Annotated in this window: 24 protein-coding genes and 1 tRNA gene; 12 read left to right on the top strand and 13 right to left on the bottom strand. The window is 57.0% G+C overall.

The features are described from left to right. Both AC27VJ_RS14940 and AC27VJ_RS14935 read left to right on the top strand, forming a co-directional pair. Nucleotides 1–282 (top strand): hypothetical protein (locus AC27VJ_RS14940; RefSeq protein WP_488684676.1); only part of this gene is annotated, 282 nt, incomplete at its 5' end. A gap of 315 nt (nucleotides 283–597) precedes the next feature. Then, a complete protein-coding gene (locus AC27VJ_RS14935) occupies nucleotides 598–1014 on the top strand; it encodes a VOC family protein (RefSeq protein WP_488684675.1) in 417 nt (138 codons plus the stop codon). 52 nt (nucleotides 1015–1066) lie between these two features. On the opposite strand, the gene araD1 is transcribed toward AC27VJ_RS14935, so the two are convergent. From araD1 to chvE, 4 genes are all read right to left on the bottom strand, one after another. Continuing rightward, the gene (gene araD1, locus AC27VJ_RS14930) at nucleotides 1067–2062 is read right to left on the bottom strand and encodes an AraD1 family protein (protein ID WP_488684674.1); all 996 of its coding nucleotides are present in this window, start codon (nucleotides 2060–2062) and stop codon (nucleotides 1067–1069) included. Nucleotides 2063–2161: 99 nt separating this feature from the next. Continuing rightward, the gene (gene gguB, locus AC27VJ_RS14925; RefSeq protein WP_113088976.1) at nucleotides 2162–3358 is read right to left on the bottom strand and encodes a sugar ABC transporter permease GguB; all 1197 of its coding nucleotides are present in this window, start codon (nucleotides 3356–3358) and stop codon (nucleotides 2162–2164) included. Continuing rightward, nucleotides 3358–4893 (bottom strand): sugar ABC transporter ATP-binding protein GguA, encoded by a 1536-nt coding sequence (gene gguA, locus AC27VJ_RS14920; RefSeq protein WP_488684673.1) that lies wholly within the window; start codon nucleotides 4891–4893, stop codon nucleotides 3358–3360. Before gguA ends, gguB begins: the two co-directional genes overlap by 1 nt. Nucleotides 4894–4977: 84 nt before the next feature. Then, nucleotides 4978–6042, bottom strand: coding sequence for a sugar ABC transporter substrate-binding protein ChvE (gene chvE / locus AC27VJ_RS14915; RefSeq protein WP_488684672.1), 1065 nt, complete (start codon nucleotides 6040–6042; stop codon nucleotides 4978–4980). Nucleotides 6043–6310: 268 nt separating this feature from the next. Between chvE and AC27VJ_RS14910 the strand changes: the two genes are divergently transcribed. Then, on the top strand, nucleotides 6311–7303 hold the full coding sequence (locus AC27VJ_RS14910; protein ID WP_488684671.1) for a LysR family transcriptional regulator: 993 nt from the start codon (nucleotides 6311–6313) through the stop codon (nucleotides 7301–7303). Between the two features lie 61 nt (nucleotides 7304–7364). Next, the gene (locus AC27VJ_RS14905; RefSeq protein WP_488684670.1) at nucleotides 7365–7814 is read left to right on the top strand and encodes a hypothetical protein; all 450 of its coding nucleotides are present in this window, start codon (nucleotides 7365–7367) and stop codon (nucleotides 7812–7814) included. On the opposite strand, the gene AC27VJ_RS14900 is transcribed toward AC27VJ_RS14905, so the two are convergent. Both AC27VJ_RS14900 and AC27VJ_RS14895 read right to left on the bottom strand, forming a co-directional pair. Beyond that, nucleotides 7815–8051, bottom strand: coding sequence for a hypothetical protein (locus AC27VJ_RS14900; protein ID WP_488684669.1), 237 nt, complete (start codon nucleotides 8049–8051; stop codon nucleotides 7815–7817). 28 nt (nucleotides 8052–8079) lie between these two features. Beyond that, on the bottom strand, nucleotides 8080–9300 hold the full coding sequence (locus AC27VJ_RS14895; RefSeq protein ID WP_488684668.1) for an ROK family transcriptional regulator: 1221 nt from the start codon (nucleotides 9298–9300) through the stop codon (nucleotides 8080–8082). Between the two features lie 228 nt (nucleotides 9301–9528). Between AC27VJ_RS14895 and xylF the strand changes: the two genes are divergently transcribed. The 3 genes from xylF (at nucleotide 9529) to AC27VJ_RS14880 (ending at nucleotide 12837) form a co-directional block, all read left to right on the top strand. Then, complete coding sequence (gene xylF / locus AC27VJ_RS14890) at nucleotides 9529–10569, top strand: D-xylose ABC transporter substrate-binding protein (protein ID WP_113088982.1); 1041 nt, start codon at nucleotides 9529–9531, stop codon at nucleotides 10567–10569. A 137-nt stretch (nucleotides 10570–10706) separates the two neighbouring features. Continuing rightward, nucleotides 10707–12020 carry a sugar ABC transporter permease gene (locus AC27VJ_RS14885; RefSeq protein WP_113088969.1) on the top strand — a complete coding sequence of 438 codons (1314 nt, stop codon included), beginning with the start codon at nucleotides 10707–10709 and terminating at the stop codon, nucleotides 12018–12020. Nucleotides 12021–12054: 34 nt separating this feature from the next. After that, entirely contained in the window at nucleotides 12055–12837 is a 783-nt protein-coding gene (locus AC27VJ_RS14880) for an ATP-binding cassette domain-containing protein (RefSeq protein WP_113088968.1), read from the top strand. A 70-nt stretch (nucleotides 12838–12907) separates the two neighbouring features. Here the strand turns inward: AC27VJ_RS14880 and AC27VJ_RS14875 are convergent, their stop codons facing one another. Further along, nucleotides 12908–13417, bottom strand: coding sequence for a MarR family winged helix-turn-helix transcriptional regulator (locus AC27VJ_RS14875; protein ID WP_113088967.1), 510 nt, complete (start codon nucleotides 13415–13417; stop codon nucleotides 12908–12910). A gap of 461 nt (nucleotides 13418–13878) precedes the next feature. Between AC27VJ_RS14875 and AC27VJ_RS14870 the strand changes: the two genes are divergently transcribed. Further along, nucleotides 13879–13955, top strand: a tRNA-Arg gene (locus AC27VJ_RS14870). On the opposite strand, the gene AC27VJ_RS14865 is transcribed toward AC27VJ_RS14870, so the two are convergent. Together AC27VJ_RS14865 and AC27VJ_RS14860 are read right to left on the bottom strand one after the other, a co-directional pair. Beyond that, a complete protein-coding gene (locus AC27VJ_RS14865) occupies nucleotides 13956–14660 on the bottom strand; it encodes an anti-sigma factor (RefSeq protein ID WP_488684667.1) in 705 nt (234 codons plus the stop codon). Next, complete coding sequence (locus AC27VJ_RS14860) at nucleotides 14657–15217, bottom strand: sigma-70 family RNA polymerase sigma factor (RefSeq protein WP_488684666.1); 561 nt, start codon at nucleotides 15215–15217, stop codon at nucleotides 14657–14659. The genes AC27VJ_RS14865 and AC27VJ_RS14860 overlap by 4 nt, the downstream gene beginning before the upstream one ends. A gap of 185 nt (nucleotides 15218–15402) precedes the next feature. Between AC27VJ_RS14860 and AC27VJ_RS14855 the strand changes: the two genes are divergently transcribed. Further along, nucleotides 15403–16188, top strand: coding sequence for a DUF4394 domain-containing protein (locus tag AC27VJ_RS14855; RefSeq protein ID WP_113088965.1), 786 nt, complete (start codon nucleotides 15403–15405; stop codon nucleotides 16186–16188). Nucleotides 16189–16232: 44 nt separating this feature from the next. Here AC27VJ_RS14855 and AC27VJ_RS14850 read toward each other — a convergent pair whose 3' ends face one another. The 3 genes from AC27VJ_RS14850 to AC27VJ_RS14840 all read right to left on the bottom strand — a co-directional run bounded on the left by AC27VJ_RS14850 (nucleotide 16233) and on the right by AC27VJ_RS14840 (nucleotide 18175). Further along, nucleotides 16233–17237: an alpha/beta fold hydrolase gene (locus AC27VJ_RS14850; RefSeq protein WP_488684665.1), complete on the bottom strand. Its 1005-nt coding sequence runs from the start codon at nucleotides 17235–17237 to the stop codon at nucleotides 16233–16235. A 124-nt stretch (nucleotides 17238–17361) separates the two neighbouring features. Continuing rightward, on the bottom strand, nucleotides 17362–17778 hold the full coding sequence (locus AC27VJ_RS14845; protein ID WP_353577420.1) for a DUF2177 family protein: 417 nt from the start codon (nucleotides 17776–17778) through the stop codon (nucleotides 17362–17364). Nucleotides 17779–17803: 25 nt separating this feature from the next. Then, complete coding sequence (locus tag AC27VJ_RS14840) at nucleotides 17804–18175, bottom strand: DUF2147 domain-containing protein (protein ID WP_488684664.1); 372 nt, start codon at nucleotides 18173–18175, stop codon at nucleotides 17804–17806. A gap of 180 nt (nucleotides 18176–18355) precedes the next feature. Here AC27VJ_RS14840 and AC27VJ_RS14835 point away from each other — a divergent pair, with 180 nt between their 5' ends. The 3 genes from AC27VJ_RS14835 to AC27VJ_RS14825 are packed head-to-tail and all read left to right on the top strand — an operon-like array spanning nucleotide 18356 to nucleotide 20732. After that, nucleotides 18356–19144 carry a DUF1295 domain-containing protein gene (locus AC27VJ_RS14835; protein WP_488684663.1) on the top strand — a complete coding sequence of 263 codons (789 nt, stop codon included), beginning with the start codon at nucleotides 18356–18358 and terminating at the stop codon, nucleotides 19142–19144. A 1-nt stretch (nucleotide 19145) separates the two neighbouring features. Then, nucleotides 19146–20177, top strand: a complete 1032-nt coding sequence (locus AC27VJ_RS14830; RefSeq protein ID WP_488684662.1) for an SAM-dependent methyltransferase — start codon at nucleotides 19146–19148, stop codon at nucleotides 20175–20177. A gap of 3 nt (nucleotides 20178–20180) precedes the next feature. Beyond that, nucleotides 20181–20732 carry a hypothetical protein gene (locus tag AC27VJ_RS14825; protein WP_488684661.1) on the top strand — a complete coding sequence of 184 codons (552 nt, stop codon included), beginning with the start codon at nucleotides 20181–20183 and terminating at the stop codon, nucleotides 20730–20732. Here AC27VJ_RS14825 and AC27VJ_RS14820 read toward each other — a convergent pair. Beyond that, nucleotides 20705–20914: a hypothetical protein gene (locus tag AC27VJ_RS14820; protein ID WP_113088958.1), complete on the bottom strand. Its 210-nt coding sequence runs from the start codon at nucleotides 20912–20914 to the stop codon at nucleotides 20705–20707. The genes AC27VJ_RS14825 and AC27VJ_RS14820 overlap by 28 nt on opposite strands. Nucleotides 20915–20979 lie beyond the last annotated feature (65 nt).

Here is a 20979-nt window from a genome sequence, read left to right as displayed (position 1 = left end):
GACCAGCTGGATAAGTTCTCCAGTGACGGTATCAAGGCTCTGACGTCGTCTCAGGTTGCCGTCTTGAGTTCCGCACAGGTAGCCACTCTCGATGCTGCCGAACTCAACAGCTTCACCACTGACGAGATTGCAGCACTCACCAACAATGCACTTGATGGACTGACGACCGAAGCGATTTCTGGGCTGACTAAAGTGACAATCGGAGCTCTCAGCGAAGCGCAGATGCAGTCTCTCAACGACGACCAGACACAGGCAATCCTAGCCGCTTATAACGCTGTATAAGTAAGGCTAAGAACTAGATTGAAATCGAACGGCGCGACCTTGGTCGCGCCGTTTCACTTTGTGGAGCTGCATCATTGCAGCGCATAATTTGAAACCGTTTTTGCCGAGGCGCTTAAGCTCTTGTTTTTGGTGCAACACTCTGCAGAGCGACATATAGACCCCTGCCCGCCTAAGATATCCTCTAATACTCGCGATGGGCACCGCTTGCTCTTAAGACCGTCGATTCTTCCTCGCTGCTCATCCACGAAACACGGTCTCCTCTTGCGCTTCCGGTTCTCCTGAACCAAAGTTCACGGGAACGAGGGAGCGCCGCGCATGCAGACACCACGCGGAATTATGGAAACGGTGATTTACGCCGACGATCTGGACGCGGCTGAGCGGTTTTATCGTGAGGTGTTTGGGCTTGAGGTCGTCAGGAAGCTTGCCGGGCAGTTCGTCTTTTTCCGATGCGGGCAGCAGATGTTGTTGGTCTTTGATCCGGCCAAGTCACGCGTTGCCGATGCGGGCAATCCGATACCGCGACATGGTACATCTGGACAGGGACATTTCTGCTTCCGCGCAAAGGACAAGCGGGAAGTCGATGCCTGGAGGGATCACTTCGTGTCTCTTGGCATTGAAATCGAGCATTACCAACGCTGGAACAATGACAGCTATTCCGTCTATATCCGCGATCCCGCTGGCAATTCGGTCGAGGTCGGTGAAGGCAGGCTTTGGGGCCTTGATACGCCATAAAAAAAGCCCCGAACCATAGGTTCAGGGCTTTGAATGCTTGCCGGAGATCAGCTTAGAGCTGATGCACGGTGATGGCTTCTTCCATCTCCACCCGCAGCGCGTTGCGCAATGGTAGACCGAAACCCGCTGCTTCGATTTCGAAGACGTCGCCGGCTTCCGGCTTCACGCCATCGGCGAAGGAGAGCGTCGCCGTGCCGAACATGTGGACATGCACTTCACCCGGCGCACGGAACAGGCCGTATTTGAAGTGGTGGTATTCCAGATTGGCGAAGGTGTGGGACATGTTGTCCTCACCGGACAGGAACGGCTTTTCGAAAATCACCTTGCCATCGCGCAGGATACGCGATGTGCCGCGAATATCCGAGGGCGGTGCGCCGACGCGGATTTCTGGGCCGAAGCTTGCAGGGCGAAGCTTGGAGTGAGCGAGATAGAGATAGTTCATTCGCTCGGTAACGTGATCGGAGAACTCGTTGGACACAGCAAAGCCGATGCGGAAAGCCTCACCCTTGTCCGAGATGACGTAGATGCCAGCCATTTCCGGCTCTTCACCGCCGTCGAGCGCGAAGGATGGGGAAATCAGTGCCGCACCTGGTGCTGTCGCGACATGGCCGTTGCCCTTGTAGAACCACTCGGGCTGAACGCCCTTTTCGCCAGCCTTCGGCTTGCCGTTCTCAAGGCCCATCTTGAACATCTTCATGGAGTCCGTCAGGCTCTCCTCGGATGTCTCGCTGGTCTTCTTGTGCATGCTGTCACGGGTGGCGGCCGAGCCCAGATGGGTCAGACCGGTGCCCGTCAGGTGCAGATGCGCCGGATCCGGATGGGTGATCGGGGATAAGAAACGGCCTTCGGCATAGACCTCTTCGAGATCGATGGCGTCGCCGTAACCACGGGCCGAAATGACGTCGGCCAGCGTTTTTCCGCCATTGGCCGCTTCAAGCGCCAGCGCGTAAACGGATTCGGCATTATTGACGGCACGCGCCTGCCCACCCTCTTCACGAACGGCGACGATGATCTTTCCGCTCGCATCCTTGATCTGAGAAATCAGCACGGTAATTCCTTTCAACGACGTTATGACGTCTGCATCTCATGAAAGTGGCCGGAAACCGGCCACTTGTTGTCGTTTCAAACTGTGGGTGAACGCGAGCGATCAGCCCTTGTTCTTGTTGTAGACGTCGAAGAACACGGCAGCCAGAAGCACGAGGCCCTTGACCATCTGCTGGAAGTCGATGCCGAGGCCGACGATCGACATGCCGTTGTTCATCACGCCCATGATGAAGGCGCCGATAACAGCACCGGTGATCTTGCCAACGCCGCCGGAAGCCGAAGCACCGCCGATGAAGCAGGCCGCGATGACGTCCAGTTCGAAGCCAACGCCAGCCTTCGGCGTTGCCGAGTTGAGGCGCGTGGCGATGATCATGCCGGCGAGACCAGCCAGAACACCCATGTTGACGAATGTCAGGAAGCTAAGACGTTCTGTGTTGATACCCGAAAGCTTGGTAGCCTTCTCGTTACCGCCCATGGCGTAGATACGACGACCGATGGTCGTGCGACGCGTAACAAAGCTGTAAAGCGCGATCAGCACCAGCATGACGATGAGGACGTTCGGCAAGCCGCGATAGGTGGACAGCTGGTAGCCGAGGAACAGGATTGCGCCAGCAATCAGCAGGTTCTGCACGATGAAGAAGCCGAAAGGCTCGACATCGATGCCGTGGCGAACATTCACCTGACGGCGACGCAGAGCCAGCACGAACAGAGCGAGCGTGATCGCAAGCGTCAGCACCATGGAGGTGACGTTGATGCCTTCAATGCCGCCGATATCCGGCAGGAAGCCCGTGCTGACGACCTGGAAATCGACCGGGAAAGGACCGATATTCTTGCCGCCCAGCACGAAGAGTGTCAGGCCGCGGAACACGAGCATGCCCGCCAGTGTCACGATGAAGGATGGAATGCGGTGATAGGCAATCCAGTAGCCCTGCGCCGCACCGATGATGCCGCCAACGCCAAGGCAGATGAGCGCCGCCAAGAGTGGGTTCATGCCCCATTGCACGGTCAAAATGGCGGCTATCGCGCCGACGAAGGCGACGATGGAGCCGACCGAAAGGTCGATATGCCCGGCCACGATGACCAGCAACATGCCCAGAGACATGATGACGATGAACGAGTTCTGAAGGATCAGGTTTGTCAGGTTAACCGGGCGAAACAGAATGCCGCCGGTGTAAAACTGGAAGAAAACCATGATGGCGACGAGCGCGATCAGCATGCCATATTCGCGGATGTTGGCGCGAATATACGAGCCGACTGAAACGACGTTGCTTTCTTCGGTGGATGTGTTGGCCGAACTCATCAGTTCTTCTCCCCTGAGCGCATGATAGCGCGCATGATGCTTTCCTGGCTCGCCTCTCCCTTCGGCAATTCGGCGACAATCCGTCCTTCGTTCATAACGTAGATGCGGTCGCAATTGCCAAGCAGTTCGGGCATTTCCGATGAGATCATCAGAACGCCTTTTCCGTCGGCGGCGAGCTGGTTGATAATGGTGTAGATTTCGTATTTTGCACCGACGTCGATACCGCGCGTCGGTTCGTCCAGAATGAGGACGTCAGGATTGGAGAACAACCACTTCGAAAGCACAACCTTCTGCTGGTTGCCCCCTGAAAGATTGACCGTTTCCTGAAAGATGCCGGACGAGCGAATGCGCAGACGCTTGCGAAAATCGTTTGCGACCGACATTTCCTTGTGGTCGTCGATAACGCTTGCGGAAGACACACCGGCCAGATTGGCAAGTGTAGTGTTGTGCAAAATATTGTCGTTGAGCACGAGACCCAGATGTTTGCGGTCCTCGGTCACATAAGCCAGACCTGCATCGATAGCTTTGCGAACAGTGCTGACATCAACCGGCTTGCCGTGAATCAGCACATCGCCGGTGATCTTGTGGCCGTAAGACTTGCCGAAAACGCTCATTGCGAATTCCGTGCGGCCCGCGCCCATCAGACCCGCGATGCCGACAACCTCGCCCTTGCGGACGTTGATGTTAATATCGTGCAGCATCTGCCGGTCACGGTGCTGCTGGTGATAGGCGTTCCAGTTCTTCACTTCGAGAATGGTTTCGCCAATCGGCACGTCGCGTGGCGGGTAACGGTCTTCGAGGTCGCGGCCCACCATGTTTCTGATAATGACGTCTTCGCTGATCTCTTCCTTATGACAGTCGAGCGTCTTGACCGTCATACCGTCACGCAGAACCGTGATCTGGTCTGCCACCTTGCGCACTTCGTTCAGCTTGTGCGTGATGATGATGGAGGTCAGGCCTTGCTTACGGAACTCGATCAAAAGGTTGAGGAGCGCTTCCGAATCGCTTTCGTTCAGCGATGCCGTCGGCTCGTCGAGAATGAGAAGCTTCACGCTCTTGGACAGCGCCTTGGCGATTTCCACCAGCTGCTGCTTGCCCACACCGATGTCGGTGATCAGCGTTTCAGGCGATTCCTTCAGGCCAACCTTCTTCAACAGCTCACGGGTGCGGTTGAATGTCTGCTGCCAGCTGATGACGCCGTTGGTGGCGATCTCGTTGCCGAGGAAAATGTTTTCTGCAATCGACAGAAGGGGAACCAGGGCCAATTCCTGGTGAATGATGATGATGCCGATTTCCTCACTGTCGTTGATCGCGCGGAAGTTACGCTGCTGACCTTCGTAGTGAATTTCGCCGTCATAGGTGCCAGCGGGGTAGACGCCTGAAAGGACCTTCATAAGGGTCGACTTTCCAGCACCGTTTTCGCCGACGAGTGCGTGTATCTCACCCTGGCGAACCTTGAGGTTCACGTTTTCCAGCGCTTTCACGCCCGGAAACGTCTTGGTGATATTCCGCATTTCGAGGATGGTATTGTCCATATCGCAATCCAGCGCCGTACAATCCGGCGTTCTTTTTTAAAGAAGCGGGGATGGAGCAAAGTCCATCCCCGCCACGATTATAGATTACTTCAGCTGGTCTTCTTTGTAGTAACCGCTGTCAACCAGAACCTGCTTGACGTTGTCCTTGGTTACGGCAACAGGCTTCAAGAGGTAGGAAGGAACGACCTTGACGCCATTTTCATAGGTCTTTGTGTCGTTAACTTCTGGCTCTTTGCCCTGCATGGCAGCATTGACCATGCCAACAGTGACCTTCGCGAGTTCGCGTGTGTCCTTGAAGATTGTGGAATACTGTTCGCCAGCCAGAATGGACTTGACGGAAGGAACTTCAGCGTCCTGACCGGAAACGACTGGAAGCGGCTGATCCTTGGAGCCGTAACCTACGCCCTTGAGCGAAGAGATGATGCCGATGGAGATACCGTCGTAAGGCGACAGAACGGCGTCAACCTTTGCGTCTGTGTAGTAGGCAGACAGAAGGTTATCCATACGAGCCTGGGCCGTTGCCGGGTCCCAACGCAGCGTACCGACCTTGTCCATGCCCATCTGGCCAGACTTTACGACGAGCTTGCCGCTGTCGATGTAAGGCTTGAGAACAGACATTGCGCCGTCGTAGAAGAAGAAGGCGTTGTTGTCGTCTGGCGAGCCGCCGAACAGTTCGATGTTGAACGGACCCTTGCCGTCCTTCAAGCCAAGCTTGTCGGCAATCGACGTTGCCTGCAACACGCCAACCTGGAAGTTGTCGAAAGTTGCGTAGTAGCTGACGTCGCCGCTGTTACGGATCAGACGGTCATAAGCGATGACCTTGATGCCCTGCGAACCAGCCTGCTTGAGAACGTCCGACAGCGTCGTGCCGTCGATCGATGCAATCACCAGAACCTTTACGCCCTTGGTAACCATGTTCTCAATCTGAGACAGCTGATTCGGAATATCGTCGTCAGCGTACTGCAGATCCGTCGCGTAACCAGCATCCTGAAGCTGCTTGACGATGTTGTTGCCGTCATCGATCCAGCGTGCAGAAGACTTCGTCGGCATTGCAATACCAACTGTGCCCTTGTCCTGCGCCCAAACTGGCGACGCAAATGCTGCAGCGCCGATGGCACAGGCCGCAACCAACGAAATAATGGATTTCATGAACTCTCTCCCTTGGAACCCTTTTGCAGGCGTTGCTTATCTGCGATGCGCCTTCAAATCCACGCCCGAGCGTTAGGAGTTTAGCTTACATGAACGGAATGCAAAGATACAATCCGAACTTTTGCCACTCCTCCTCGGCACAGGCGCAAACTGTTCTGAATCCATATAACTGTCAAATAGAATATATTGCTTTTCCTATATCATTTTTGTTATATTAAATCGATATAATAGCCCCTCCCAGTTTCATGGAGGCGAAATGGGAAGCGCCATGGAACGAAATGGAACGAATACGTTCGAATTTCTGTCTCTGACCGAAGACAACCCCCTGTTGCGTGCGGGGCTGAAAATGGCCCATTTGCGCATGCTGGTGACCATTGAAGAACACGGCCAGGTAAGCGCAGCCGCCGCAGCGCTCAACATGACCCAGCCTGCCGCATCGCGCATGTTGTCTGAAATGGAAGCCATTGTTAAGAGCCCGCTCTGTCAGCGCGCATCACGTGGCGTGGTGCTGACCCAGTTCGGAGAGGCGCTGGCAAAGCGCGCAAAAAAGATTCTTCTGGAACTGCGTGAGGCCAGCCGTGAGCTGGCGCAGATGAAATCCGGAAGCGGCGGCTCGGTCTTCATCGGTTCGGTCACCGCCCCTGCCATCAGTCTGGTGGTGCCTGCACTTCGCAAGGCCATGGACACCTATCCCGGCATCGAGGTGAATGTTCAGGTGGAAACCAGCAACGTATTGGCGCGCGAATTGCTGGCCGCCCGGCACGATTTCGTCATCGGGCGTATCCCTGACGACATCGATCCTGCGCTTTTTAACGCGCATGAGATCGGCATCGAACGCGCCTGCCTTCTGGTGCGTAAGGACCATCCGCTTCTGCAGGACCCACCGGCGAAGCTGGAAGACCTTTCGCAGTATGACTGGGTGTTCCAGCCGCCCGGCGCCTTGCTGCGACGGACGATGGAAGATGTCTTTCTATCGCAAGGTGTGGCCCTGCCGCGCAACGTCATCAATACGCCGTCCATAGTGCTGACGCTTGCCATCGTGACGCAGACCAATGCGATTGCGCCGCTGTCCTATGAAATGGCGGAATTCGTCTCCGGCCAGCATTCGCCCATGGGCGATATTCGCATTCTGACCACCGATTTCGATTTGAGCGTCAAACCCTATAGCCTGATCGTCACCAAGGACCGTGCTTTGCCGCCCAGCGCGCAGTTGCTCTATGATCTGGTGCTCGAGGAAAGCCAGAATCTGACGTGGAATTGACCACGCAAGCCAGACGCCACCTTCATGTGGTCCTGTGCGCGCCATCAACAGGGAAGGTCAAATGCTGTTCGGACAATCCGTCTTCCAGTCAGTGGTGGAACGCCTAGAGCGTGAGGCGGACGACATTCCCCCGGTCGAAGAGCAGCGGCCCGACTTCGGGATGAACAGTTTCAGCGCCAGTCTGGTGTTCGAAACCGCAACACAAAACCCGTCATCGGCCAATCTTCCACTCGATTCCTATCTCGATTTTCTGGAAGAACCGGCGGCAGTGCCGGAACCTGAGCCTGAGATTATGCCTGCCTATCTGGAGCGCACATCGCTCTCGGATGTCTCGGATGAATTGGCGATCAGCGACAAGGATACCGTCGAGACGCTCAGCGAAAAACGCCGCAGCTTCGCCCGCCTGAACCATCCGGATATGGTCAGTCCGCTGTTTCGGGAACATGCCACGAAGCGCATGACGGCAGCCAATCTGCTGATCGATCAGGCCATCCGCTTTTTATCGAGGTGATTACTCTGCGTCTGGCGCAGGCGGTGTCGGAGTGGCTTCCTCGACCTTCTCGGCAGGCGGCTTGAAGGTGATCAGCAGCACATAGGCGGAATAGACCGCCACGCCCCCCACGACGGTTGCCCAGAAAATCTCGTGGTTGACAAACTCGATGATGGCCCAGGCCGCGCAGAAGCCGACGATCAGCAGCCTGACCCAAAGCGGTCTGTAGATCGGGTGGCTTGTGTCGATAAGCAGCATATTTTCTCCATGCACCGTGATGGCAGCGCTATGAACCTTGCGGCGCGACCATGCCAGACATGACGATATCTCCATCCAGACGCGACAATGCAAGCCCCATATGGCCATCGAAGACCAAAGACTGCTCATCTGGCTCGATTGTGATCTGCGGCAGGCCACCCATGCGAACCACACTGGTCTGCACCATGCCGTCCTGAATGCTGGCCTTGAGAAGATCGAAAAATCGCGTTCCCGGCCCGGTCACGAAGACCGGCATGGGACCATGCAGGCTGAAAAGCCGCGACAGCCCGTTTCCCAGCACCAGCCCCGCCTGGCGAAAGGCAAAGGCGGCCATGCGGTTTCCTGCGCGGGCGGATGCGGCAATCTTTTCCACCTCGGCCAGCGGTACGAATTTCGCAGGTATCGTGTTGGTCGGCACCTCAAAGGCGGCGCGCAGAATGCCGTAGAACCCACAGTAAGCCTCGACGCAACCCTTGGCACCGCAGCGGCAGAGCGCACCGTCAGGCACATGCAGCATATGGCCGAAGTTGGGAGCGCTGACATCGGCGCGTCCCTCGCCAATATCCCGCGCCACGCCAAGACCAATGCTGTGGCCGAGCGACAGGGCCGCGAGCGACGTGACGCCTTCCTCACGACCACGGTTGCGCATCCACAAGGCCTCAGCCGCCAGCAACGTCTCGTTATAAAGATAGATCTGTGCGCGGAAATGCGGCGAGAGCGTCCTGCGAAAATCCAACTGCCCCTCCCCCAGCACGGGAGACCACATCAGCGTGGCACTGGCCGGATCGACCAGTCCTTTGCTGCTGATGGAAATATGCAGGATATCGCTTGGCGCAATCTTGGAGCGGCTGGCAAGCCGCAGAACACCTTCCAGAACCGCTTGTGCAAAGGTCTCGCTCGTTCCCGAAGACCTGCCCTCCCCGAAGCGGTCCATCAGTTTGCCAGTGAAATCGACCAGTGAATATTGAACCGCATCCGACGAGATGACGACGACGGCAACATAGCCGAATCGGCTGTTGGGCTGGAACAGAACGCGAGGACGCCCCCTGCCCGATGCCGCCTGCTGCTCGGTCCGCTCGATCAGGCTGAAGCGTTCCAGCTCGGCGGTGATGGCGGAAACTGTCGCAGAGGCGAGGCCCGTTAATTCGGCAAGAGCGGTATGGGATAGATTGCCATGGCGTCGCAATGCGCTGAGCATGCGCAGACTGTTTTGCTGTCGGACCAGCTCGGTACTCGCTATGGCCGACATTGCGTCTCGGTTCCTTCGCCTGTTTTCAACGCCATAAACCCTGTGCAGTCCCGCCGCAATCAACTTCCGGAGGTAGGCCCGCAAGTCCTGTTGACAGCTTTCGGATTCTCTGACATTTAATTTCTCGACTGTCGAGAAAAAATGCTTCTGGCATTGCTTGGCAGGTTTTCTGGCGTTCGCGCAGGCATGGAGGTGCCCCGCGTTTTGCCACCACCCGGGAGGACATTCATGAATTCATTTGCCAAGCTTTTGGCGGGTACAGCCGTACTCGTATCGCTGCACACCGCAGCCATTGCCGCCGATCTCGTCGTTGGCGTTTCCTGGTCGAACTTTCAGGAAGAGCGCTGGAAGACCGACGAAGCCGCCATCAAGGATGCTCTGAAAGCATCCGGCGCAAAATATATTTCTGCCGACGCGCAGACATCGGCTGCAAAGCAGCTGACCGACATCGAAAGCCTGATTGCTCAGGGCGCAAATGCACTGATCGTGCTTGCACAGGATAGCAGCGCCATTGGCCCGGCCATTGAAAAGGCTGCCGCCGAAGGCATTCCCGTGGTCGGCTATGACCGCCTGATCGAAAACCCCGGCACCTACTACATCACCTTTGATAACAAGGAAGTCGGACGCCTTCAGGCCAAGGAAGTCTTCAAGATCAAGCCGACCGGCAACTACGTCTTCATCAAGGGCGGCTCGACGGATCCGAATGCGGACTTCGTTTTCTCCGGCCAGATGGAAGTGCTGAAAGATGCCATCACATCCGGCAAGATCAAGAATGTCGGCGAGGCCTATACCGATGGCTGGAAGCCGGAAATTGCCCAGAAAAACATGGAGCAGTTCCTGACAGCCAACAACAACAAGGTCGATGCAGTCGTCTCTTCCAATGACGGCATGGCAGGTGGCGTGGTTGCGGCACTGGAAGCGCAGGGGCTTGCCGGTTCCGTACCGGTCTCCGGTCAGGATGGCGACAAAGCCGCGCTGAACCGCGTGGCGCTTGGCACCCAGACGGTTTCCGTGTGGAAAGACAGCCGCAAGCTGGGCAAGAAGGCTGGCGAAGTTGCCGTAGCGCTTGCCAAGGGAACGAAGATGGAATCGCTGGAAGGCACCGTCAAGTTCAAGGGCGGCACCAAGGGTGTCGAAATGAGCTCCTACTTCCTGGAACCTCAGGCCATCACCAAGGACAATCTCAACGTCGTCCTGGATGCCAAATGGATCAGCAAGAGCGAGCTGTGCCAGGGCGTGAAGGCAGGAACGGTCGCTGCCTGCAAGTAAGCCTGCAACGGGTCGTGAAGATGGCAAAGCCCAGCTGCATTGCCATCTGACGATCTCTTCCGATAGCGCCGCAAGGGTTACCTTGCGGCGTCAGCGGCACGCGCAGGGCATGAGATATTTCAAGGAGTATAGGGAATATGGCGGAACAAACCGTTGTCGCACCGTCATCCGGTGCGCGGGCAGAGCGGGGAAACCCGTTGCGACGCTTTTTAAACGCGACGGAAATCGACACGCGGCTTCTGGGCATGGTCGTGGCGCTGTTTTCCATATGGGTTGGATTTGAAATCCTGTCCGGCGGCCTGTTCCTCACCTCGCGCAATTTGTGGAACCTTTCGGTTCAGGCGGCATCCGTGTCCGTCATGGCAACCGGCATGGTTCTGGTCATCGTCACCCGCAACATCGACCTTTCGGTGGGATCGATCCTCGGCTTCGTCGGCATGATCATGGCCGTGACGCAAACGCGTTTCCTGCCGGGATGGCTGGGCTACGACCACCCGATGTCATGGATGATCGCTTTGAGCGTCGGCATCGTGCTGGGTGCTGCCATCGGTGCATTTCAGGGCGTGATCATCGCCTTCATGAATGTTCCCTCCTTCATCGTCACGCTGGGTGGCCTGCTGGTCTGGCGCGGCGCGGCATGGATGGTGACGAGCGGTGCGACCGTTGCGCCCATGGACACGCGCTTCCGCCTGATGGGCGGCGGCGCAGACGGATCGATTGGCGCGACAGCCAGCTGGATCGTTGGCATCATCGCCTGCGTCCTCATCATCCTGTCCATCATCAATTCAAGACGGCAGCGCAAACGCTTCGGTTTTCCGCTCAAACCCATCTGGGCGGAATATCTGATGGGCATCATCGGCTGCGGCGTTGTGCTTGGCGCGGTGAAAGTGCTGAACAGCTATTACATGCCGGTCAATCTCGCCCGCAAATATGCCGAGGCAAACGGCATAGCCTGGCCGGATGGTGGGCTTGAGATTTCCCTCGGCATTGCCATTCCCGTGCTGATCGCGCTCGGCATCGCTATCGTCATGAACTTCATTACCAATCGCACCCGCTTTGGCCGCTATGTCTTTGCCATTGGCGGCAACCCGGAAGCTGCGGTTCTGGCTGGCATCAAGACGCGCTGGGTCACGGTCAGGATATTCGCGCTGATGGGTGCACTTTGCGCCATTGCCGCGGCCATCTCTACGGCGCGTCTGAATGCTGCAACCAATGCGCAGGGCACGCTGGATGAGCTTTACACCATTGCCGCAGCCGTCATTGGCGGCACGTCGCTGGCCGGTGGTGCCGGCACCATCGCCGGTGCCATTCTGGGAGCCGTGGTCATGCAATCGCTAAACTCCGGCATGGTGCTTTTGGGAATGGACACGCCATTGCAAAGCATCGTCATCGGCGTCGTGCTGGTCATGGCCGTCTGGCTCGACACGGTCTACCGCGCCAGAGCCAAGTGATCATGCGCCAAACAATAAAAGAGGAGTTTCCGATATGACGGACCAATCCACTCCGCTTGTGGAAATGCGCAATATTTCCATTTCTTTCGGCGGCATCCACGCGGTGGAAAACGCCTCGGTAGACCTTCACCGCGGTGAAGTCGTGGCGCTGCTGGGTCACAATGGCGCGGGCAAATCGACGCTGATCAAAATCCTGTCCGGCGCCTATCGTCGCGATGGCGGCGAAATCCTCATCAATGGTGAGGATGCCGATATCAGAAACCCGCGCGATGCCAAGAAATTCGGCATCGAAACCATCTATCAGACGCTGGCTGTGGCCGATAATGTCGATGCCGCCGCCAATCTCTACCTCGGTCGCGAATTGCGCACCCCATGGGGTACGCTGGACGATGTGGCCATGGAAGCCTCTGCCCGCGAGGTCATGGGCCGTCTCAACCCCAACTTCAAACGCTTCAAGGAACCGGTCAAGGCGCTCTCAGGCGGCCAGCGCCAATCCGTCGCCATCGCCCGCGCCATCCTCTTCGATGCCCGCATCCTCATCATGGACGAGCCGACGGCAGCGCTCGGTCCGCAGGAAACCGCGCAGGTGGGTGATCTGGTCAAGGAGCTGAAGAAGCAGGGTATCGGCATTTTCCTGATCAGCCACGACATTCACGATGTCTTCGACCTCGCAGACCGTGTTTTCGTGATGAAGAACGGAAAGGTCGTGGGCCACGCCAGAACGCAGGACGTGACCAAGGACGAGGTGCTGGGAATGATCATTCTGGGCAAGGTGCCTGCTGGCGCAACCCCGGGCCCAGGCGCCATGAAAGTCTGACCCATTCTCACAAAAAAAGGTGCGGCCAAACCGCACCTTTCTGATCTTCTTTGATAAAAAGTGCCTGTGATCAATCCTGAATGCGGCGCAGAAGACCAACCAGCTGGTCACGCGCCTTCTCACCGCCCAGACGATCGATCAGCTTGTCCTCGTGATCTTTCCAAATCTGGGAAATCTCTTCCAGAACGGAACGACCCTCCTCGGTCATCTCGATATAATGCACGCGCCTGTCGGAGTCCGAGCGGCGTCTGTGCAGCAGACCCTTGTCCTCGAGACCGTCGATGATGGCAACGAAGTTGGCGCGCTGGATACCGAGCGCTTCTGCAACATCGCTCTGCTTCAAGCCCGTATTGTTCGCCACGACGATCAGAACCGAGAAATCTGCCGGGCGCAGCCCGTAGGCCAGCAGGCTCTCGTTAAAATCACTTACAACCGATAGCTGAGCGCGTCGAAGCCGATAAACAACGGCCTCCGATAGAATCGAATAGTCGATTTCTGACTTGGAAACCATAGGCACTTCATCGGCTTCCACATAGGCCATTTTAGCTCTGCCATGCTCGAATGCGAGACTGACTGTCATTCTGGTCCCCTTTGATTCGTCTTCGTGAACTATAGTTAATTACCCAATTACGTTTATTAGAACAAGGTTTAATAATAGATAAAGCAACGATATAAAGTTTTGCGCCCGTGATTAGTCGCTTTCATTACAAGTTAGCGCAAACATAGCTCAGGTTGCATCCCGGCCCCTCCCCACAACATCATGTTTTCTCGCGATAAAAGCAGCTGAAACACTCAAAAAGCAATTATGCGGCAAAATACTACTTGCAATGCGAATATGCAAAAACCAGAATATGCGCTAAAATTAATCCTGATATTTTTTTGGTCGCACAATTTTTAAGCGAGGAAAATCACGCCTAGAGATAGGCTTCTGACGCAATAAACCAATCGCAAAACCACCACATCGATTTTACGCATTGATGCGGACGACAAGCTGAGCTAAGAACCAATCGCTACCAGATGCGATTCATCGCACGCACGGATGCACCCGTAGCTCAGCTGGATAGAGTGTTGGATTCCGATTCCAAAGGTCACAGGTTCGAATCCTGTCGGGTGCGCCACTACAACGGTATCTTCGCAAATCCCTTTACCAGTATCGGTCCTGTCGGCCTGCCAGTCGGTGATCCGCCTGATTGTTCGAGCGTGATCTCGTAGAGTTGGTCGTTTTTCGGTTCCGGCAAAGTTGGCGTTGCCAGTTTGGCGGAGCGGTGTTGGTCCAGGAGGCCGAGGGAGACGGGGCCCATTTCGCGGTTTGGTAGGGTCCAGACCTGCATGGTTTTGCCTTCGGGCACGGTGAAGTCGGCCAGAAGTCGGATGCTGGCTTGTTTGTTGCTGAAGTCTTCCACGATGGCCTGGGGCTCACCGGCGTCGTTCACCAAAATTGCGACGACGACTGGATCGACCGGGCGCATGAGGGACCAGCCGAGGCCGGCTGTCAGCAGCAGCGACGCGGCAAGCGATGCGACGGCGGTTCGTTTCCACAGCGACAGGCGATTGTCGTTGGAGGCGGTCAGAGGCTTTTGAGGTGTTTCGTCCTGAGCTGCTGCGAGACCCGCGTCAATGCGTTGCCACAGCGATGGGCTGGGCGGCGTTTCATCGACGGATGTATCGAGCGGCAGAAAACGCTCGCGGCTGGCGGCGATGGCATCGCGCAGATCGCGGTTGTCGGTAATCTGTGCTTCCACGCGCTCGTGGTCGTCGTCATCCAGAAGGCCGAGCACATACTCATCGGCGATGCGGGCGATGTCCTGCTTGATGTCGGTCATGCCATGCACTCCCGCAGCGAAGACAGGCCGCGCCTTATCCACGACTTCGTGGTGCCGAGTGGAATTTTCAGCCGTCCGGCAATTTCGCCATGGGTATAACCGCCGACATAGGCCATGAGAATGCCGCGGCGGCGGGTTTCATCCAGCGTGGAGAGACAATCGCGAAGCTTGCTGTTCTGGTCCAGCCGGTGCCAGGACGCCATGATCTGCTCCACATGCTGCGCTTCCTGCAAGGTCTCCAGATGATCGTCCGTCACCAGATCCTCGCGCTTGCCGTCTCTGAGCATATTGAGCGCCCGGTTGCGAACGATGGCGTAAATCCAGCCACGCGCAGAGCCGCGCTCCGGCGCATATTGGTGCGCGTTCTTCCAGATGCGGATGAAGGCCTCCTGCACCACCTCTTCCGCCAGATCGCGCCGCCGCACGATACGCTGGGCCACGGCGATAAGCCGCCCGGCTTCCCTGTCGAAAATCAGCCGCAAGCCGTTTCGATCCCCCCTGGCGCAGGCGGTAAGGGCCGCGCCAAAATCGTCTGCTTGTGTCTGCTTTACGTCCAAAGAGCCTCTCCCGCTGTGCATGTTCTCTAGAAAACCATACACAGGAAACGCCACGTTGGATGCAAATCAAAAAAAATTTTGCACCGCTGCATCCAAAGGCCCCTCCCCATGTGTCTACCCTTTGAGAGCGATGAACAGCGCAGCGCTGGCCGCCTCTCGAAACGGATTTAACACGGGAGAAAGATATGACCATCATTCGCACAGCAACGATTGCTTCTGCCCTGCTCGCTGCAACAGCAACCTATGCCTCGGCAGCACCCGTTCTCGGTCTGACCGGCGACAAGACACTTGTCATGTTCGATACCGAAAAGCCTGAAGTCACCAAGTCCATGGATGTAACCGGCGTCGACAAGCTGGTCGGCATCGATTTCCGTCCCGGCAACAAGACGGTTATTGGCGTGACACCTGATAACACAATCGTTTCCATCAATCTGGAAACGGGTGCAGCAACCGAAGTGGCAAAAATGGACAAGCCGCTGACCATGACGCAGGCACCTGTTATCGTTGACTTCAACCCCATGGCAGACCGTCTGCGCTACATGACCGGCACAACCAACCACCGCGTCCACCCTGATACGGGTGCCGTGACTGTCGATGGAACACTGGCCTATGAAGATGGCGACATGCACAAGGGCGAAACGCCAAATGTCGTGGCAGCAGCCTATACCAACTCCTTCGGCAAGCCTGAAAAGACAGCCATGTACAACATCGACGCCACCACAGGCGCGCTGGTTCAGCAGACCAAGCCAAATGACGGCACGCTGAAGTCCATCGGCAAGCTTGGCATCGATGGCAAGCCTGCGACCTATGCCTTCGATATCCAGACGACGGCAGAAGGCAAGAACACCGCATGGCTGGCAGCAGACAAGACGCTTTACACCGTCGATCTGGAAACCGGTAAGGCAACCAAGGCAGGCGATATCACGGGCGTTGAAAACCCGGTTCGCGCCATCGCCGTTCTGTCGATGTAAGTCAGAAAGACAGGGACTGGCCGGTCTTGCACCGGCCAGTCTACTTATTTGCCGTCATTGGCAATTTTTGCTTCCAGCGTTTTTGCGATGGATTTGAGATTGCGCTTCTTGCCAGCAATCTTTTCCATGGCCGCGATGGCCAGATCGCTCGCCACATAATCTGACTTGTGGCCGAGATTGTGCACCACGATCAGTTCCGCACCACGGATGTCGCGCGCCAGATGGCGTGAATGGATGTCGGTGGACACGACCTTGTCGGCATCTCCCGCAATGATGACGGTCGGGGCCTTTATGTCGCGAAACTGCGCGGAAGCCGTCTTCGCCCAGGCATTCAGCCCGCCCACTTCCTGCGCATTATGGCGGAAGGCAACGGGACGCAGCGCCTGATAGGCCTTGGTTTTGGCAATGTAGTCCGAAGGTCGTGGATTGGGCGCAAAGACGGATTTTACCGCCCCATCGATAACCAGAGCCCCGGCAGCGGGCGCAACCAGCGTGCTGAATACCACTCCAGCAACGGGCACGCGCGCAGCATCGTAATACCAGGAAACACCACCTGGCCACGGGTAAAGCGCGGGCGAAAGAAACACTAGGCCCTCCACCATATCCTTGTGTCGTACCGCGAACGCCGCTGTTATAGCGCCGCCGAAGGAATGCCCGACAATGATGGCCTTGCGAATACCGCGCTTCTTCATCAGCGTTGCGATGGCGTCCGCCTGCGCATCCGGCAGAATATTGGCCTTTGGCCCCACATCGGAGCGGCCATGGCCGGGCCTGTCGACGAAGAGGAGTGTGGCCTTGCCTTCCAGCTTGTCACGAAACGCATACATCGGGTCATAAAGGCTGGTGCTGGCGCCGTGGATGAAGACGATGGGCGGCAGCGTGGCGCCTTTCTTGGCGGGCAGCAGCACGCTGTTCAGCTTGAAGCCGCCGACATCGATCAGGGCTTCGCCTGTTGTCGTTGCTCTTTCGGTTTTTTCCGAGGCCAGAGCGCTTCCTCCAAGCATGATCGCAAAGAAAACACCAAACACGGTAACGAGATGAGACGCCATGATAATCCTGAACTGCTGCGAAACTATTCTTCTACTACGTCGCGCGCAGGATGCCGGATTGACCATGCGGCAGAAAATTTGAACCCGGCCGTCTGGAGACGCATTACGCGGGCGGCCGGGTCCGTTAATGGGCGATACGCCCATTCAGTTTTTCAGTGATCCAGTGTCCCGCACAGGCGGACACGGCGGAGAGAACGGAACCCCAGATCAGATCGGCAATGGTCAAAGTCGTGGACCAGTTTGCCAGCGTTGCCTGATTGGTGAGGTCATAGGTGGCATAGGCCACGAAGCCCAGAAGTGCGCCATAGAGAAACGAGGTTCCGAATTTAGCAGTCACGAGACCGGGGCGAACGGCAAAGAAGGTCAGCCCAGCGGCATAGATCAGGTAAAACAGAACCGCCGGAACGGGCCGGAAATCAGCTGCCAGCATGTCGCCAAGTGCTGGCCGGTACAGCACATTGGCCATCACACTCAGCCACACGAAGTCGATGGCGACAAACACCACCAGCGTCGAGACATAAGCAACAACACGTTTCTTCATTCGCAAATCCCAGCCTTTCAAATCATTACTGAATGCGCGACCAGTCTACGCCCTTGCAGAGAATACCTGCGAGAACACAGCCCTTGGTCGTCATCGTGTCGCCCTTGACCGAAACGGTCAGCTTGTAGGTCAGGTCACGCTGTGGATCGAAAGCCGTGCCGGAATATTCGCCGTCGGATGTCGGCTTGATTGTCATCACCAGACGGTCGCCGGCTTTTTCCTTCGGCGTGCCGGGCTTGATCCAGGTGTTGGTGGCGCAAATGTCCGATCCGCAGGGCGCAATCTTGACCTTCGCATTGCCATCACCGCGCGCCCATTGGCCATTGATATCCGCAGCCGAAGCAACACCCGAAGATGCCGCCACAATGCAGATTGCGTATTTCCATGCCGTATTCATGATCATCTCCTCCAACGAAATGCGTCTGCACCCCGCCTTTGAAGACTAGAACGGTCGAAAGGTTTCATTGGATCACAAAGAATCCGCGCTTCAGTTTTTTTCCGCGCAGAGGAAACCAATTCGTCTTCCTCGCCGTAGTCTATCTGTAGCGGCAGCATTATGGGGTGGAAGTAGATTGCGATGAATTATGGATTGTTGATCTTCATTGCTATTGGCCTCAGCCTTGTCATGACTGCGGCATGGGCCATCCAGAGAAAAACCGGCGCCAGCGGCTGGATCGATACGATCTGGTCTTTCTCCGTGGGAATTGGCGGCCTTGTTGCAATCCTCTTTGCCTATGGCACGTTCGAGCGGCGCGCAGCCGCCTTTCTCATCATCGCCATCTGGTCCCTCAGGCTCGGTAGCCATATCGGTTCGCGCACCAAAGGCGGCGGCGAAGACCCGCGTTACGCCAAGCTGGTGGAGGAATGGGGCACAAAGGCCAGCATCCGCCTGTTCCAGTTCCTGCAAATCCAGGCACTGGCCGGATTGATCCTCGTTGTCGCCATCTATGTCGCGGCGTCCAACACGGCCCCCTTCCCGACCGCGCTCGATATCGTCGGCATTCTCGTGGCCATCATCGCGCTCGGCGGTGAAGCCCTGTCGGATCGCCAGCTCGCCCATTTCCGCAAGAAGCCGGAGGCGAAAACCGAAATCTGCGAGGAAGGCCTGTGGCGCTATTCCCGCCACCCCAATTATTTCTTCGAGTGGCTGTTCTGGTGCGCATGGCCGTTGCTGGCGCTGACCGGCCCGTCGCCATGGAGCTGGGCAGCGCTGCTGGCACCAGCACTCATGTATTGGCTGCTGGTTCATGCATCGGGCATCCCGCCGCTGGAAGAGCATATGCTGCGCTCTCGCGGCGAGAAATTCCGTTCACTTCAACGGCGCGTCAACGCGTTTTTCCCGGGACCAAGAAAAGAGGAGGTATAAGATGAATATGCTGGCTTTCGCCATTAACACCGCAGAGAAAGCACCGCTTTCCGACAGCCTGACACTGACCGGCATAGATTTTCTGTGCAACCGGACAAAACGTCGGCTGGAAAAAGTGCCGCATGCGGAAGAGCTTGCTTTCGCGCGGGATATGGCCAACTTCCCCGTTGCCACTCATACGGATGAGGCCAATCGCCAGCATTACGAAGTACCGGCTGAATTCTTCGCCCTCGTCCTTGGTCCTCAGCGCAAATATTCCTGCTGCTATTACCCCAGCGCGACCACGACTCTTGCCGATGCCGAAACGGCAGCTTTGGCCGAAACGGTCAAACACGCCGATATCTATGATGGCATGGATATTCTGGAACTCGGCTGCGGCTGGGGCTCGCTGTCCCTTTACCTTGCCCGGCAGTTTCCCAACGCGCGCATTACGTCGGTGTCCAATTCCTCATCTCAGCGGGCCTATATTCTCGGGCTCGCGGCACAACAGGGCATCACCAATCTGACGGTCATCACTGCCGACATGAATGATTTCGCGCCCTCAGGCCATTATGACCGCATCGTCTCGGTGGAAATGTTCGAACACATGTCCAACTGGCGCGCGCTGTTTGAGCGTACGCGCAGCTGGCTGAAGGAGGATGGCAAGCTGTTCATCCACGTCTTCAATCACAAGGACCGCTCCTACCGCTTCGACCAGAACAATCCGGCAGACTGGATTGCACACCACTTCTTCACCGGCGGCATTATGCCAGCGCTGGATTTGCCGCATCGCTTCGAGGATATCTACAATGTCGAGGCCGAGTGGCGCTGGTCGGGCGATCATTACCGCCGCACGGCCATGGACTGGCTCGCCAATTTCGACCGCGAATCCGAAAACATCACGCCGATTTTGCAGAACGTCTATGGCAAGGATGCCAATCTGTGGCGTCGGCGCTGGCGGCTGTTCTTTCTGGCGACCGCCGGGCTCTTCGGACATGACAAAGGCGCGGTCTGGGGTGTCGGTCACTACCTGCTGACGCCTGCGAAAGCCTAAGGCATGACAACGGAGGATGGAACGCGCGATCCCCTGACGGCGGCGACGATCACCGTCGCCTGGGTGATCATCATCAACAAGCCCTTCTATCCTCTGACGATCTGGTGGCTGGTTGGAAATGGCGTCGAGGCATCGCTGATCAGCGTCGTCTCGGCGCTGTTCTTTCTTGTGATTCCCTTTATCGCCCGGCGGTCGGCGCTTGCCGCCCGCATCGCCCTGCCCCTCATCGGCACCATCGATACGGTTTTTGAAACCAAACTCTTTGGCACAGGCTCCGGCACGGAGCTGTTTTTCGCGGCCTGCATCATGCTCGTCGCCGTGTCATTCCGCGCTGGCGAAAGGCTGTGGCAGATCGGCATGACGGGTGTCGTCTTCGCCGGTTTTCTGCTGACACGTTACATGATTGGCGACGCGCTACACATCTGGGACGCGCCTGACCTTGCTAAGCTGCTGAACCTCAACGCCTTTGCCGTGGCCTGCCTTACGGCCTTCATCGCCCTTCGCTATGCGGGGCTGTACCGGGGAGATCACTCCTCGGGAACAAGGCCGTCATAAACCTCCAGCAGGGCTGCGGAAATGGCAGCACCCAGACTGTTGGCCGCTTCACGGATCGCGTTTTCATCGCCTTCGCGTGATGCAATAGCAAGGTCCGATCCCTCTGCCGCAATGATCGCCTTGGCGCGCTCAATCGCCCAAAGACCAAAATCACCGCGATTGTCGATCGATACCGTTTCCATCTGAAATCCTTCCACCAAGCTCGCCACTGTGCGAGCGGCTGATATAGGGCGAGCGGGCGGCAGCT

This window comes from Agrobacterium sp. 20P9.1.2 (assembly GCF_057799395.1).
Note: the sequence above shows the minus strand (reverse complement) of the source record. Positions and strands in the feature narration are given on the sequence as shown.